Source organism: Alsobacter metallidurans (genome assembly GCF_014636935.1).
Classification (GTDB): Bacteria; Pseudomonadota; Alphaproteobacteria; order Rhizobiales; family Beijerinckiaceae; genus Alsobacter; species Alsobacter metallidurans.
The window spans coordinates 619,060-632,230 of sequence record NZ_BMES01000002.1; the positions used below are offsets into that span (position 1 = coordinate 619,060).

At 68.6% G+C, this 13,171-nt stretch carries 12 protein-coding genes; all 12 read right to left on the bottom strand.

Features of this window, described 5'->3' with window-relative positions; translation table 11 throughout:
* Positions 1–78: 78 nt before the first annotated feature.
* The 12 genes from IEV99_RS13215 to argS all read right to left on the bottom strand — a co-directional run bounded on the left by IEV99_RS13215 (position 79) and on the right by argS (position 12,985).
* Positions 79–1,551 carry a LysM peptidoglycan-binding domain-containing M23 family metallopeptidase gene (locus IEV99_RS13215; protein WP_188518242.1) on the bottom strand — a complete coding sequence of 491 codons (1,473 nt, stop codon included), beginning with the start codon at positions 1,549–1,551 and terminating at the stop codon, positions 79–81.
* A 197-nt stretch (positions 1,552–1,748) separates the two neighbouring features.
* The gene (locus tag IEV99_RS13220) at positions 1,749–2,411 is read right to left on the bottom strand and encodes a protein-L-isoaspartate O-methyltransferase family protein (protein ID WP_188518243.1); all 663 of its coding nucleotides are present in this window, start codon (positions 2,409–2,411) and stop codon (positions 1,749–1,751) included.
* A gap of 4 nt (positions 2,412–2,415) precedes the next feature.
* Entirely contained in the window at positions 2,416–3,180 is a 765-nt protein-coding gene (surE, locus tag IEV99_RS13225) for a 5'/3'-nucleotidase SurE (RefSeq protein WP_188518244.1), read from the bottom strand.
* 3 nt (positions 3,181–3,183) lie between these two features.
* Positions 3,184–4,554 carry a serine--tRNA ligase gene (serS, locus tag IEV99_RS13230; RefSeq protein WP_188518245.1) on the bottom strand — a complete coding sequence of 457 codons (1,371 nt, stop codon included), beginning with the start codon at positions 4,552–4,554 and terminating at the stop codon, positions 3,184–3,186.
* 229 nt (positions 4,555–4,783) lie between these two features.
* On the bottom strand, positions 4,784–5,572 hold the full coding sequence (tatC, locus tag IEV99_RS13235) for a twin-arginine translocase subunit TatC (protein ID WP_188518246.1): 789 nt from the start codon (positions 5,570–5,572) through the stop codon (positions 4,784–4,786).
* Positions 5,572–6,255 (bottom strand): Sec-independent protein translocase protein TatB, encoded by a 684-nt coding sequence (gene tatB, locus IEV99_RS13240; protein ID WP_188518247.1) that lies wholly within the window; start codon positions 6,253–6,255, stop codon positions 5,572–5,574. Before tatB ends, tatC begins: the two co-directional genes overlap by 1 nt.
* Before the next feature lie 169 nt (positions 6,256–6,424).
* Positions 6,425–6,673 (bottom strand): twin-arginine translocase TatA/TatE family subunit, encoded by a 249-nt coding sequence (locus IEV99_RS13245; RefSeq protein ID WP_188518248.1) that lies wholly within the window; start codon positions 6,671–6,673, stop codon positions 6,425–6,427.
* A 95-nt stretch (positions 6,674–6,768) separates the two neighbouring features.
* Complete coding sequence (gene scpB / locus IEV99_RS13250; protein ID WP_188518249.1) at positions 6,769–7,539, bottom strand: SMC-Scp complex subunit ScpB; 771 nt, start codon at positions 7,537–7,539, stop codon at positions 6,769–6,771.
* Positions 7,540–7,549: 10 nt separating this feature from the next.
* Entirely contained in the window at positions 7,550–8,290 is a 741-nt protein-coding gene (locus tag IEV99_RS13255) for a segregation and condensation protein A (protein ID WP_188519656.1), read from the bottom strand.
* A 124-nt stretch (positions 8,291–8,414) separates the two neighbouring features.
* Complete coding sequence (gene nagZ / locus IEV99_RS13260) at positions 8,415–9,434, bottom strand: beta-N-acetylhexosaminidase (RefSeq protein WP_188518250.1); 1,020 nt, start codon at positions 9,432–9,434, stop codon at positions 8,415–8,417.
* Between the two features lie 124 nt (positions 9,435–9,558).
* Positions 9,559–11,076, bottom strand: a complete 1,518-nt coding sequence (locus IEV99_RS13265) for an SPOR domain-containing protein (RefSeq protein ID WP_188518251.1) — start codon at positions 11,074–11,076, stop codon at positions 9,559–9,561.
* Between the two features lie 151 nt (positions 11,077–11,227).
* Positions 11,228–12,985, bottom strand: a complete 1,758-nt coding sequence (gene argS, locus IEV99_RS13270) for an arginine--tRNA ligase (RefSeq protein WP_188518252.1) — start codon at positions 12,983–12,985, stop codon at positions 11,228–11,230.
* Positions 12,986–13,171: the final 186 nt, after the last annotated feature.

A 13,171-nucleotide genomic window follows, 5' to 3' on the forward strand; every position in this document is an offset into this window, starting at 1 on the left:
ACCGACCAGCCCTCGTGTCTCGCGGGCGCTGGTCGACTTTCCTGAGGCTGAACCTTTCGGCCGCCCTGAAACCCTGGCTTAGTTGCCCGCGAGGTGCGGCATCGGGTCGACCGGGGTCGAGCCCTTGCGCAGTTCGAAGTGCAGCTGCGGCGAGGCGACGTTGCCGGACTGGCCCGAAAGCGCAAGGAGCTGGCCGCGGGAGATCTTGTCGCCGCGCTTCACCTTCAGCTCGCCATTGTGGGCGTAGGCCGAAACCCAGCCGTCCGGGTGACGCACGAGCACGAGGTTGCCGTAGCCTTTGAGCTCGTTGCCCGCATAGGCCACCTCGCCGCCTTCGGCCGCCTTCACGGGCGTGCCCTCGGGCAGCGCGATGTTGATGCCGTCATTGCCGCCCGACTTGTTGAAGCCGTTGATCACGCGGCCACGCGCCGGCCAGCGGAACTCAGCGTTGCTCGCCGCACGGGCGGACGGCTCGATGCTGGCCGTTTCGGCCGGCTCGGCCGCGACCTGGGTGGCGGCCGGTGCAGGCGCCGCCTTTGCGGGCAGCGCGGCCGGCGCCGTCGCGACCTTCACGGGGGCGACCGGAGCAGGCTTGACCTCGACAGGCTTGGCCTCGACCTTCGCGACGATGGCGGGCTTGCCGGGAGCGGCAACCGCTGGCGCGGCCACGACGGGAGCCGCCTTGGCGACCACGACCGGCTTGGCCGGAACCGCGGCGGGCGCCGGCTTGGCGGGAATCGCCGCCACCTTGGCGGGAGCGACCGGCGCAAGCCTCGGCTCGACCTTGGCGACGACCTTGGCGGGCGCCGGAGCAGCCGCGACCTGGGCCGCCGCGGCCGGGGCCGCCTGGCCCTTGTCGGACGCCGCGCGGGCGCCCTGGACAAGCTGCATGCGCGCCTTGCCGACCTGCGCGGGAGCCGCCTTGGCGGCCGCCACGACCGGCGCGGGCGCCGAAGCAGGCGCGGCCGCCATCGTGGGCTGGGGCGCCGACGCCGGCGCTGCGGCGCCCACGGCGTTGTAGACGGGGATGATCAGCTGCGCGCCGGGCGCAGGCCGGGCGCCGGGCGCAAGCCCGTTCACCGAACGGATCGCCGTCTCGGGCACGCCGTAGCGATTGGACAGCGTGGCGACGCTCTCGCCCTGCCCGACCGCGACCGTGGAGCCGCCCTGCGCGGTCCAGCCCTTCACCGCGCCGGTGATCGGCGCAGCCGCGGCCGCCATCTGGCGATGCGGAGCGGAAGCCGAGGGAGCCGCCAGCGGCGCCGAGGCGACCGGCGCGAGCGGAGCTGAGCTTACGGCGCCTGCCGGCGCAACGCCCTGGAAAGTCGACGGCTGGGCCTGCGACTGCATTTGCGGCCGCGCACCGGTGGCCGGCAGGCTGCCGGTCGATCCGGGCTCGAAGCGGGACGACTGCCCGAACGGATTCTGGAACGGATTGTCTGCAAACCGCAACGTGTCGGAACTGCAGGCCGCGGAAGCCCCGCCCAGCAGGGCGACGACCAGGAGGCGGGGGGCCGAACGCACAACGGCGGAACGGGAACGCACACGCATGACACTACCCACTGAGACCGAACACGACGCGAAACCTTGAGCGTCATTAATGCCCGGTTGGGGTTAAGGAATGGTTCCCCGCCCTCAGAATTCGGCTATTTGATTCACTATACAGGGTCGGTCGCGGTTAACCGGACAGTAACGCCCCAGCATGGTTAAAGCTTTCGCCCAGTGAACCCGTCATCCGCTGAACCGGCTCACAGGCTACGAGCCAGCCCATCCATCAGCGGCGGCAGGCTGAGCGGCGCGAGCGTCACGCGCGTGACCTCGTCGAGCCCGGCGCCGTGCGCGTAGCGGGCGAGAAACGACCGCCCTCCCCCACGCTCCACCGCGATCGCCCTGCCCAAGGGAGCCAGTTGCAGAATCAACGCCGGCGGCAACCGCTCCACCGCGGCGTGGATCAAGATGCGGTCATAGGGCGCGCCATCCGGCCAGCCGAGCCGACCATCCGCATGATGCACCTGTGCGTTGATCACCCCGAGCGCGCGCAACCGAACATCAGCTTCGATCGCGAGAGAGCGGTAGCGCTCCAGCGACACGACCTCGCCGGCCAGCCGAGCCAGGATCGCGGTTCCGTAACCGGAGCCCGCCCCGATCTCGAGCACGCGGTGCTCCGCCTTCACCTCGAGGGCCGTGATCATCTCGGCCATCAGCGAGGGGGCCAGCGTGGTTTGCCCGCAGGCCAGCGGTAGCGACACGTCCGTCAAGGCGAGGTCGACGAAGCGCTGCGGCACAAACCGGCTACGCGGCACGGTCTCGAACGCGCTCAGCACGCGCGTGTCGCGCAGGCCCTTCGACCGCAGCGCCATCAGAAACGCAATACGCGCCTCTTGGCCGCCACGGTCGAGGGTGGCGCTCATGCGGTCAGCCGCCGAACACTTGCGCGTAGCGCGTCAGCGTCGGCTCGTCGGTGAGGTCGATGCGTAGAGGCGTCACCGAGATCCTGCCATTGGCCAGCGCGTGAAGGTCCGATCCCTGCTCGATCGGGTACTTGCCACGCACGAAGCCAATCCAGAAATATGGCAAGCCGCGCCCGTCGGCCCGCTCCTCGATGCGCAGGAACTCCTGAGAGCGCCAGCCCTGCGCGCCCACCACGGCGCTCAGCTCCGTCCCGGGCTCGCAGTTTGGAAAGTTGACGTTCACGAGCACGCCGCTCGGGATGCCGGCTTCCAGCACCTTGCGGATCACGCCCGGCGCATGCAGCTCGGCCGCCTTCCAGTTGATGGCGTCGCGCCCGGCCGGCCCATAGGCCTGCGACAGCGCGATCGCGGGAATGCCCAGGATCGTCGCCTCGATGGCGCCCGCCACGGTGCCCGAATAGGTCACGTCCTCGGCGACGTTCTGGCCCTTGTTAACGCCTGACAGCACGAGGTCCGGCCTCTTGTCCTTCAGGATGTGGCGCACGCCCATGATCACGCAATCGGTGGGCGTGCCTTTCACGGCGAAGCGCTTTTCGTCGATCTGCCGCAACCGCAGCGGGTCGCTCAACGTCAGCGAATGCGCGACGCCGGATTGGTCGGTCTCGGGCGCCACCGTCCACACGTCGTCGGACAGCGCGTGCGCGATCGCCTCGCAGACCGTGAGGCCGGGGCCGTGGATGCCGTCGTCGTTCGTGACCAAAATACGCATGGATCAGGCCGCCTTTTCGATTCGCGTGACGCCGCCCATATAGGGCGCAAGCGCCGACGGCACCGTCACGGAGCCATCCTCATTCTGGTAGGTCTCGAGCACGGCCACCAGCGCGCGGCCCACCGCCACTCCCGATCCGTTCAGCGTATGGACGAAGCGCGTGCTCTTGCCTTCGGCGGGCCGGTAGCGCGCATTCATTCGCCGCGCCTGGAAGTCGCCGCAGACCGAGCAGGACGAAATCTCGCGGTAGGCGTCCTGCCCCGGCAGCCAGACCTCGAGGTCGTAGGTCTTCTGCGCGCCAAAGCCCATGTCGCCGGTGCACAGCGTCACGACCCGGTAGGCGAGATCGAGGCGCTTCAGCACCTCCTCGGCGCATGCCGTCATGCGCTCGTGCTCGTCGCGGGAGGTCTCGGGAGTGGTGATCGACACCATCTCGACCTTGGTGAACTGGTGCTGCCGGATCATGCCGCGCGTGTCGCGCCCGGCCGATCCCGCCTCGGCCCTGAAGCACGGCGTCAACGCGGTGAAACGCAGCGGCAACTCCTTGTCGTCGAGAATGGATTCGCGCACGAGGTTGGTGAGGGGCACTTCGGCGGTGGGAATGAGGCCGTATCGCGCCGCGCGGAAACTCGCCCGCAGCGCGTCTTTCAGGTCTACGCCCGGCGTCGGCTCGAAGTTGTCGAAGAGGTCGCTCGTCACGGCCCAGAACTGGTCATCCTCGAACTTCGGCAGCTGATTGGTGCCAAAAAACGACGGATCGCGCACCAGCAGCGGCGGGTTCACCTCGGTATAGCCGTGCTCCTGCGTGTGCAGGTCGAGCATGAACTGCCCGAGCGCCCGCTCCAGCCGGGCCATGCCGCCCTTGTTGACCACGAAGCGCGCGCCGGACATCCGCGCCGCGGCCTCGAAGTCCATGAGGCCGAGCCCCTCGCCCACCTCGAAATGTTGCTTCGGCGCGAAGCCCAGCGTCGCGGCCGTGCGCGGCGCGCCCACCCGGTGACGCTCGACGTTGTCGTGCTCGTCGCGCCCCAGCGGCGCGTCCGGGGCCGGCGTGTTCGGGATCCCGCCCAGCGCGGAGTCCAGCTCCGCGACCGTGGCTTTCTCCTCCGCCTCGGCGGCCGCGAGTGCGTCTTTGAGGGCGGCGACCTCGGCCTTCAGCGCTTCCGCGCGGGCCAGATCCTTGGCGGCCATCGCCTGGCCGATCTCCTTGGAGAGCGCGTTGCGGCGCTCCTGCGAGGCCTGCGCCCGGCCGATCGCGGCCCGGCGCCGATCGTCGATGGCCAGCAAGGTCGCGGACAACGGCGCCGCCCCCCGGCTTTCCAGCCCGGCGTCAAAGGCGCTCGCGTTCTCTCGGATCCACTTGATGTCGTACATCGCCGTCGCCTGCCTGTTCGCGCAGCCGCCCCGCGGCCTGCGCCACGCTGTTTGGCGCACCCGAGCCAGACTGGCAACTCCTTCCCCTCGTCATTGCGAGCGAAGCGAAGCAGTCCACGGATCAGCTGGGCTGCATTCCAACGGACCCGGGCCGCATTCCGGACCTGAGGAGCGCGCGACCGTGGATTGCTTCGTCGCTGCGCTCCTCGCAATGACGGAGGGGAGAGGCTCAGCTCGTCGTATCAGCCGCCGCCGCCGCGGCGTTGCGCTTCTTCTCGGCCATCTGGACGGCCAGGATCGAGGCCTCGTAGAGGAGCAGGGTCGGCACAGCGAGCGCGAGCTGGCTGATGACGTCGGGCGGCGTCAGCACGGCCGCGACCACGAAGACGAGCACGATGGCGTAGCGCCGCTTGTCCTTCAGGAACTGGGCGTCGATAAAGCCCGCGCGGGCGAGAAGCGTCAGCACGACCGGCAGCTGGAAGCTGATCCCGAAGGCGAAGATCAGCGTCATGATCAGCGATAGGTATTCGCTCACTTTGGGCAGCAGCTGAATCGCGGCCTCGCCCTCGATCATCTGCTGCTGGCCGATGGAAAAGCGCATCACCAGCGGCATGGCGATAAAGAACACGACCGCGGCGCCCAGCAGGAACAACAATGGCGTCGCCACCAGATAGGGGCGGAACGCGTCGCGCTCGTTCTTGTAGAGCCCGGGCGCGACAAACTTGTAGAGCTGCGTCGCCATCACCGGGAACGAGAAGAAGCTGGCACCGAACACCGCGAGCTTGATCTGCGTAAACAGATATTCGAGCGGCGCGGTGTAGATCAGGCGCACCTGCGAGGCGTCGCCGGCCGCCAGAATGTAGGGATAGATTAAGATGTTGTAAATCTGCCGCGCCATCGCAAAGCAGATCACGAACATGATCACGAACGCGACCATCGCCTTGATCAGGCGGCTGCGGAGTTCGATCAGGTGTTCGATTAGCGGCGCCTTGGTGGCCTCGATGTCCTCGTGGCTCATCAGGCGCTACCCTCGTCGTCTGTGGTCTTGGTTTTGCGGGCCGGCGCGCGGCGCTTCGGCTTGGCGGGAGCGGCGGCGGCTTCGACGGCCTCCGGCGTCACCGGAGCGGTGGAAACCGCCATCACGGGCGCGGCCAGGTCGGCGTCGGTTGCCGGGGCGTCGGCTGGCGTGCTCTCCGTCGCCGCAGCGTCTGCCTTTTTGCGTGTGCGCTTTGGCTTTGGGGGAGCGGGTTCGCCCGCCGCGACCTCGAAAGCGCCCTCTCCGGACGGCGTGTCGCTGGGGACCACCGGCGCAAAGGCAGCCTGGATTTGCTCGGGCGTCAGGTCCGGAACAGGGGGCGGCTCGGGAATATTGAAGTTTGTTTCCGGCAGCGCAGCCGCGCCGCTCGCGGGCGTCTCGGTTGCGGCCTTGATCTCGTCGCGGATGGTCTGGATGGGGTTGAAGCCGGTGTTCAGAGACGAGGACACGTCGGTGTGGATGCCTTCCACGGTCTTGCGGGCATCCTCGATGTCCATCTCCCGGATAGCGTCCTGGAACTGGCCCTGGAACTCGCCCGCCATCCGCTTCACCTTGCCGACCGTCTTGCCGACGGTGCGCAGCACGCTCGGAAGCTCCTTCGGCCCGATGACGATCAACGCCACCACGCCGATGACGACGAACTCTCCCCACCCGATATCGAACATGGCGGTCTTGTTATCCGGACGAAACGAAGCGCCACCTCGGCTGAGGCGGCGCCATTCTCATAAAGCAGGGAAGCCGGAAGTTCGAGCCTCAAGCGCCGCCGCGATGCGGAAGCGCACCGGACACGATCCACGCTCCGCCGGCTCGCGAGAGGCCGGCGCTGCGGGGAGTTTAGCCGAGCTTGCGCTCGCCCACCGGGGCGGGCTGCGCCGTGACGGGGCGCTGGTCCTCGAGGGGACGCACGGGCTCGGCCGGGCGCGCCGCAGCTGCGGTCTCGACCTCGTCGTCCGCCATGCCCTTTTTGAAGGACTTGATGCCCTTGGCGACATCGCCCATCAGGTCGGACACCTTGCCGCGCCCGAACAGCAGCATCACCACGATGCCGACGACGATCCAGTGCCAGATACTCACGCCACCCATGGCTGCACTCCCTGTCGGGTTCTCCGGCGCGCCGGGCCCAAATTGTGATGTCGCCCGGAAACTAGGCGTTCGATGCGGCGAAAACAAGAAGCTCTCTACCGATCGTCGTCGTCCTTCAGCGGTTCCGGGACTTCGTTGATGCGCTCCTCCTCGAGGACCGACAGCAGGTCCTCTCCGAGCGGCTCCTCGTCCTCGCGCAGCGACGGATCGTCGGATGGGGACGGTACGCCGAAGCCGGGCGGCAACCGGCCGTCCAGGAAGCCCGAACCCTTGAGCTCGTCGAGACCCGGCAGATCGTCGATCCTGTTCAGGCCGAAATGTATGAGAAAGCCTTCGGTGGTGCCGTAGGTGACCGGCCGGCCCGGCGCCTTGCGGCGGCCGCGCAGCCGCACCCAGCCGGTTTCAATCAGCACGTCCAGCGTGCCCCGGCTCGTCGACACTCCGCGGATGTCCTCGATTTCCGAGCGGGTCACCGGCTGATGGTAGGCGATGATCGACAGCGTCTCCAGCGCCGCGCGGCTGAGCTTGCGCGGCTCGATCGCCTCGCGCGAAAGCAGGTAGCCAAGGTCGTCGGCCGTACGGAACGCCCATTTGCCGGCGAGCTGCACGAGGTTGACGCCGCGCGCCGCATATTCCTGCTCGAGGCTGCGCAGCACTGCCGCGACCGGCGCCGTGCCCGGCAGGCGGCTCGCGATGGCGTCCGCCGCCAGCGGCTCGGACGATGCGAACAGAAGCGCCTCGGCGATGCGGCACGCCTCCGCGAAGGAGCGTGCTTCCTCGACGGCGTCGAACGCGGTCTCGATTGCGGCGTCCAGCGCGTCGGCGGCGGCGTCGCCGCTTCGGTCAGCCAGGTTCAAACGGCGCATCGGCGCTTCCTCAGGCCCGGGCGGCGCGCGCCGCCGCGGTGCGGGCCTTCACCCAGATGGGCGCGAAAGCGCGGTCCTGCTGCAGCTCCAGCATGCCCTCGCGCACCATCTCGAGCGCGGCCACGAAGGTGGATGCGCGAACCGTTTTCCGCATCGCGGGCTCGACCATGTAGGCGGAGAGATACTCGTCCAGCACGGTCCAGTCGAGCGCGACGCCGGCGAGCCGCATCAGGGCCTCGCGGGCCTCGGCAAGCGACCACACCGTCCGGGCGTGCACGGTGACGTGCGACAGCGCGTGCTTCTGGCGTTCCCGGGCATAGGCGGACAGGAGGTCGAACAGGCTCGCCTCCCATTCGGCCGTTTTGGTCACCACCACGGGCTCGGGCATGCCGCGCGCGAACACGTCGCGGCCCAAACGCGTGCGTTCCACGAGCTTTTGCGCGGCGGCGCGAATCGCCTCCAGCCGAACGAGCCGGCGCGCCAGGCTTTCGGCCAGATCCTCGGCCGAGGGCTCGTCAGGCTTGGGCGGCGCCGGCAGCAGCAAGCGGGATTTCAGATAGGCGAGCCAGGCCGCCATCACCAGGTAGTCGGCGGCCAGCTCCAGCCGGAAGCGACGGGCTTCCTCGACGAACACGAGGTATTGCTCGGCCAGCGCCAGCACCGAGATCTTGTGCAGGTCGACTTTCTGGCGCCGCGCGAGCTCCAGCAGCAGGTCGAGGGGGCCCGCGAAGCCGTCCACGTCGACCATCATGGCCGGCTCGGCCTCGCCACGATCGACGCGGACTGGATCCTCAAAATCGAGCTGCTGGTCGAGCCTGGCCACGCGTCCCCGCTGATTCGCGCCCACCGTGGACACACGCTGAATCGTGGGCTTCCTAGACGCTCACCGCAAGCGCCGCATCCAGGCGCGCCCAGGCTTCCACAGGATCCAGCGGCTCCGGCCGGTGGTGGATTCGCGCCAGCGCGGCCTCCGCCCGGCGCAGCGCGTCGCCCGAGAGGTCGTGCACGGCGGCCGCGACCTCCTCCATCTCGCCCATAACGCCATGGCAGTAGAGCGCCACGTCGCAGCCGGCCCGAAGCGCCGCGGCGGCGCGCTCGGCCAGCGTCCCGCTCAGCGCCTTCATGGAAATGTCGTCGCTCATCACCAGCCCGTCATAGGCCAACGCGCCGCGGATCACCTGCTCGAAGACTTTCGGCGACGTGGTCGCGGGCGCCTCCGGGTCGATCGCCGCATAGACCACGTGGGCGGTCATCGCCATGGGCATGTCCGAGAGGATCTCGAAGGGCGCGAAGTCGCGCACGGCGAGCTCGTGCAGCGGCGTCTCCACGGTGGGCAGAGCCTCGTGGCTGTCCGCCTGGGCGCGGCCGTGTCCGGGCATGTGCTTGATCACCGGCAGCACGCCGCCCGCCATCAGACCCTCGGCCGCGGCGCGGCCGAGCACCGCGATCGTCTCCGGGTCTTGCGCATAGGCGCGGTCGCCGATGATGCCATGCGCGCCGGGCACGGGCACGTCGAGCACCGGCAGGCAATCCACTGTGATGCCGACGGTGAGAAGGTCATGTGCGATCAGCCGGCCGGCGAGCCGCGTCAGCTCGCGGCGCGTTAGCGGGTCGTTGGCGGCAATTTCCCCCAGGCGCCGGGCCGGCGGATAAGCCCGCCAGTGCGGCTGCCCCATGCGCTGCACGCGTCCGCCCTCCTGGTCGATCAGCACGGGCGCATCGGCGCGGCCAACCGCATGCCGGAACTCGGACGTCAGCGTCAGCAGCTGCTCCGGGCTCTCGACATTGCGCCGAAACAGGATCAGCCCCCACGGATTGGCTTCGCGGAAAAACGCGATCTCGTGCGGGGTCAGGACCGTGCCGGCGCAGCCGGCGATAAAGGCGCGAATGCTCATGTGCTAAGCGCTAGCCGCGGGTTTCCGGCGGGTCAACCCGGCCGGAGGCCACCGGACGGAAGCCTGCCCACAAAAGCGAAAGCCGCGGCGAACCGCGGCTTCCCATCAGCCCATGATCGAGGGCTCAGTTCTTGGCCACGAAGCATTGGCCGCCGGCGCCCTGCAGCTTGGTGCACAGCGCAGTGGCGTCGTCCTTCGAGAGGCCGCCGACGCGGACGCGGTAGATCGTCTTGCCGTTGACGTCGGCTTTGCGAACGCCCGGGCGCATGCCGCTGAGCTCGTCGGAGAAGCGTTTCTGCAGCTTGGCGATGGCGTCCTTGGCCTCGCCCTCGCTCTGCGGCGCAGCAAGCTGCACCGCATAGCCGCCCGAGGCGGGCTCGGCGACCGAAGAAGTAGCGGCCGGCGTAGTTGCGGGCTGCACGGATGCGACCTGCTGGCGCGGGGCGGCCGGCGCGGGCCGGGGCGCGGCCGGAACGCTCGCCGTTGTGGCCGCCGAAGCCTCCTCGATGGTGCGGGGCCTGGGCGCTGGAGAGGTTGTGGCCGTGGTCAGCGGCGAAACAGGCTTCGGCCGGGCCGCCGGCATCGGGGTCGCGCCCGTGGACGTCGGCGTGGACGGCGCAACCGTCGGCGCAACAGCGCCGAGCGAGGCGACCCGCGTCGGAACCGGCTCGGAATCGATGATCGTGCCGTCGGGACGAACCGACACGGTCTTGACGCGGCGGGGCTCACCCAACTGCGGCAGGCCGGACGCCGGAGCCGGCGGCTTGGGGGCAGAAACGCCGCCCGTGGTTGTGGTGGCCGCGACCGTCGCGGGCGCCTCGGCCGGGATGTCGCGCCGGGTCACCTGCTCGACGTCGAGCGGCTGCTCGGTGCGGCCGGAGATCTTCACGGTTTTCAGGTCCTCGGGGGCCTGCGCCTTGTCGTAGATCCGGCGATCCTGGTTCGGCACTTCGAGGCCGCCCGGGTTCGCTGGCTGGATTTTCGAGGGGCCAGTCTCGGCCTTGATCAGCGGGGGAGCGCCGCCGGCCATCTTGAGGGGCGAGTTGGCTCCCTTCCACGCATACGCGCCGCCGCCAACGACCACGAGGCCGGCCGCGACAGCGGCGAACATCGCGATCTTGCTGCGCTTGCGGGGCGGCTCTTCGAAATTCTCATGGTGCGGGGGCAACTGGCCCTGCGGCTCGTAAACCGGCTCGGCTTCAGCCTGGGCGTAGCGCTCGTCGTAGATGTTGTGGGTGGCGGGCGCGTCGCGCTCGTCGGCGGCCGTGCGGGCGTCCCAGCGCTGCTCGTCGGCGTCGTGGGCGGCGGGCTGGCGCAGCTGATACGGCAGGTTGCCCCGGTAAGCGCCCTCGGTCTGATAGGCGGCGAGCTGCTCGTCGAACGACTGGGCGCTCGGCGGCGGGGCGGCCTGCATGGAAGGCTCGACCCGGCCGGCGCCCTCACGGCCATTCCACAGCGACTTGAAGGGATCGTCCTGGCCGACGATGCGGGCCAGCTCGGCCAGCGGATCGTCGTTGCGCTGCGGCGGCGCGGCCAGGGGCTCCTCACGCGCCGAGTTGCGCGGACCAGCGGCTTCCCGCAGCTGGCGCTCGAGCTCGTCGAGGTCGATCACCGGCCGCTGCTGCCTGTTCAACTCGTTCATGGACACACCCGCTTTAACCCGCACCGATTGGCTCAAACGCCATCGGGCTCCCCGCGCGAGATCGCCGGGCCGCGTTTGAATGGTGTGATCCATTCTGGCACGATGCAAGTCCGTCCGAAGACGGATGCAACGCCGCCACGAGCCCCGCGCGCTAGCGCATTTCGTCCGGCGCGGTCACCCCCAGGATGCCGAGACCGGCAGCAAGAACCGACGTCACGGCGTCAACCAGCGCCAGCCTTGCATAGGACGAATTTCGATCAGTCTCGATAACAAAGCGTAAATGCGGCGCTTCTTTGCCTCTGTTCCACAAGCCATGGAAGTCACTGGCCAAGTCGTACAGGTAAAAAGCGACCCTATGCGGCTCATGCGCCAGAGCTGAAGCTTCGACGATCCGCGGAAATTGGGAGAGTCGCCGAATCACGTCCAGTTCGGCCGCGTCGGTCAGGATCGAAAGATCGGCGTCGCGCAGCGCATTTCGGTCAAAAGCGGCGTCCGGGAACGCCGTCTCGGCCTGTCGGAACACCGACCGGCAACGCGCGTGCGCGTACTGAACGTAGAAGACCGGATTCTCCTTGGACTGCTCGATCACCTTGGCGAGGTCGAAGTCCAAAGTCGCATCGTTCTTGCGAAACAGCATCATGAAGCGGACCGGGTCGCGACCAACTTCGTCGATCACGTCGCGCAGCGTTACGAACTCGCCGGAACGCTTCGACATCTTCACCGGCTCGCCATTGCGCAGCAGCCGCACGAGTTGGCAGAGCTTGACGTCCAGCTCCCCCTTTCCGCCCGTCACGGCCTTCACGGCCGCCGCCATGCGCTTCACGTAGCCACCGTGGTCGGCGCCCCAGACATCGATCATCGTGGTGAAGCCGCGAACGAACTTGGACGCGTGATAGGCGATGTCGGAGGCGAAATACGTGTAGGACCCATCCGATTTCAGCAACGGGCGATCGACGTCGTCGCCGAACGCGGTGGCGCGAAACAGGGTCTGCTCGCGATCCTCCCAATCCTCCATCGCCGCACCCTTGGGCGGCGGCAGGCGGCCCTCGTAGACGAGGTCGCGGGAACGCAGATCATCGATTGTGGCCTTGATCTGGTCCGGCGCGACAGAGAGCGAGCGCTCCGAAAAGAACACGTCATGGTGGATGTCGATGGCGGCGAGATCGCTGCGGATCATATCCATCATCATGTCGATCGCGACATGGCGCACGGTCGGCAGCCATTCGGCCTCCGGCTTGTCCAACAGTGCGCGGCCATGATCGGCCGCGAGCTTCTGGCCCACCGGCACGAGGTAGTCGCCCGGGTAGAGCCCCTCTGGGATTTCGCCTACCCGTTCGCCCAGCGTTTCGCGGTAGCGGATGAAGGCGGAGCGGGCGAGCACGTCCACCTGCGCGCCGGCGTCGTTGATGTAGTATTCGCGGGTCACATTCGCGCCCGCGAAAGCCAGCAGGTTGGCAAGCGCGTCGCCGAACACAGCCCCGCGTCCGTGGCCGACATGCATCGGGCCGGTGGGGTTGGCCGAGACGTACTCGACGTTCACCTTCTCGGGCGTCGCTTGAACTACTCGCCCGAAGTCCCTTCCGGTGTTGACGATTGCGCGCACGACCTCCTGATAAAGCGCGATGTCGAGCCGAATGTTGATGAAGCCTGGCCCGGCGATCTCCACGTCGGTGACGCCCGGCTCCTTGGCGAGTTCGGCCTGGATCAGGGCAGCAACCGCGCGCGGGTTGGACTTCGCTTCCTTGGCGAGCACCATGGCGGCGTTGGTGGCGAGGTCGCCATGCTGCGGGTCGCGCGGCGGCTCGACCACCACCTTGGCGGCGTCAAGGTCCGCCGGCAGCGCACCCTCGCTCCCGAGCCGCGCGATGATAGCGGCGAGCCGGCGCTGGAAGTCGTCGAAGATATTCATGGCCGTCCGAACTCTATGGGCCGCGTCTGCGCGCCCCCGTGATCTCTTGGCGCGCCTCCTATCACACCGGCGCGCCGCATGGCCACTCACAGCCGTTTCAAGGCACGGCAGGCCCTCACCCTGTCCCTCTCCCCTGGTGGGGGAGAGGGGACGCTCGTCGCCGTCGCGGGCCGCCTACGATGCGCT

What these genes read in the sequence shown, in the direction of transcription:
- IEV99_RS13215 (WP_188518242.1), bottom strand. Translation starts at nt 1,551, where the DNA reads ATGCGTGTGCGTTCCCGTTCCGCCGTTGTGCGTTCGGCCCCCCGCCTC.
- IEV99_RS13220 (WP_188518243.1), bottom strand. Translation starts at nt 2,411, where the DNA reads ATGAGCGCCACCCTCGACCGTGGCGGCCAAGAGGCGCGTATTGCGTTT.
- surE (WP_188518244.1), bottom strand. Translation starts at nt 3,180, where the DNA reads ATGCGTATTTTGGTCACGAACGACGACGGCATCCACGGCCCCGGCCTC.
- serS (WP_188518245.1), bottom strand. Translation starts at nt 4,554, where the DNA reads ATGTACGACATCAAGTGGATCCGAGAGAACGCGAGCGCCTTTGACGCC.
- tatC (WP_188518246.1), bottom strand. Translation starts at nt 5,572, where the DNA reads ATGAGCCACGAGGACATCGAGGCCACCAAGGCGCCGCTAATCGAACAC.
- tatB (WP_188518247.1), bottom strand. Translation starts at nt 6,255, where the DNA reads ATGTTCGATATCGGGTGGGGAGAGTTCGTCGTCATCGGCGTGGTGGCG.
- IEV99_RS13245 (WP_188518248.1), bottom strand. Translation starts at nt 6,673, where the DNA reads ATGGGTGGCGTGAGTATCTGGCACTGGATCGTCGTCGGCATCGTGGTG.
- scpB (WP_188518249.1), bottom strand. Translation starts at nt 7,539, where the DNA reads ATGCGCCGTTTGAACCTGGCTGACCGAAGCGGCGACGCCGCCGCCGAC.
- IEV99_RS13255 (WP_188519656.1), bottom strand. Translation starts at nt 8,290, where the DNA reads ATGATGGTCGACGTGGACGGCTTCGCGGGCCCCCTCGACCTGCTGCTG.
- nagZ (WP_188518250.1), bottom strand. Translation starts at nt 9,434, where the DNA reads ATGAGCATTCGCGCCTTTATCGCCGGCTGCGCCGGCACGGTCCTGACC.
- IEV99_RS13265 (WP_188518251.1), bottom strand. Translation starts at nt 11,076, where the DNA reads ATGAACGAGTTGAACAGGCAGCAGCGGCCGGTGATCGACCTCGACGAG.
- argS (WP_188518252.1), bottom strand. Translation starts at nt 12,985, where the DNA reads ATGAATATCTTCGACGACTTCCAGCGCCGGCTCGCCGCTATCATCGCG.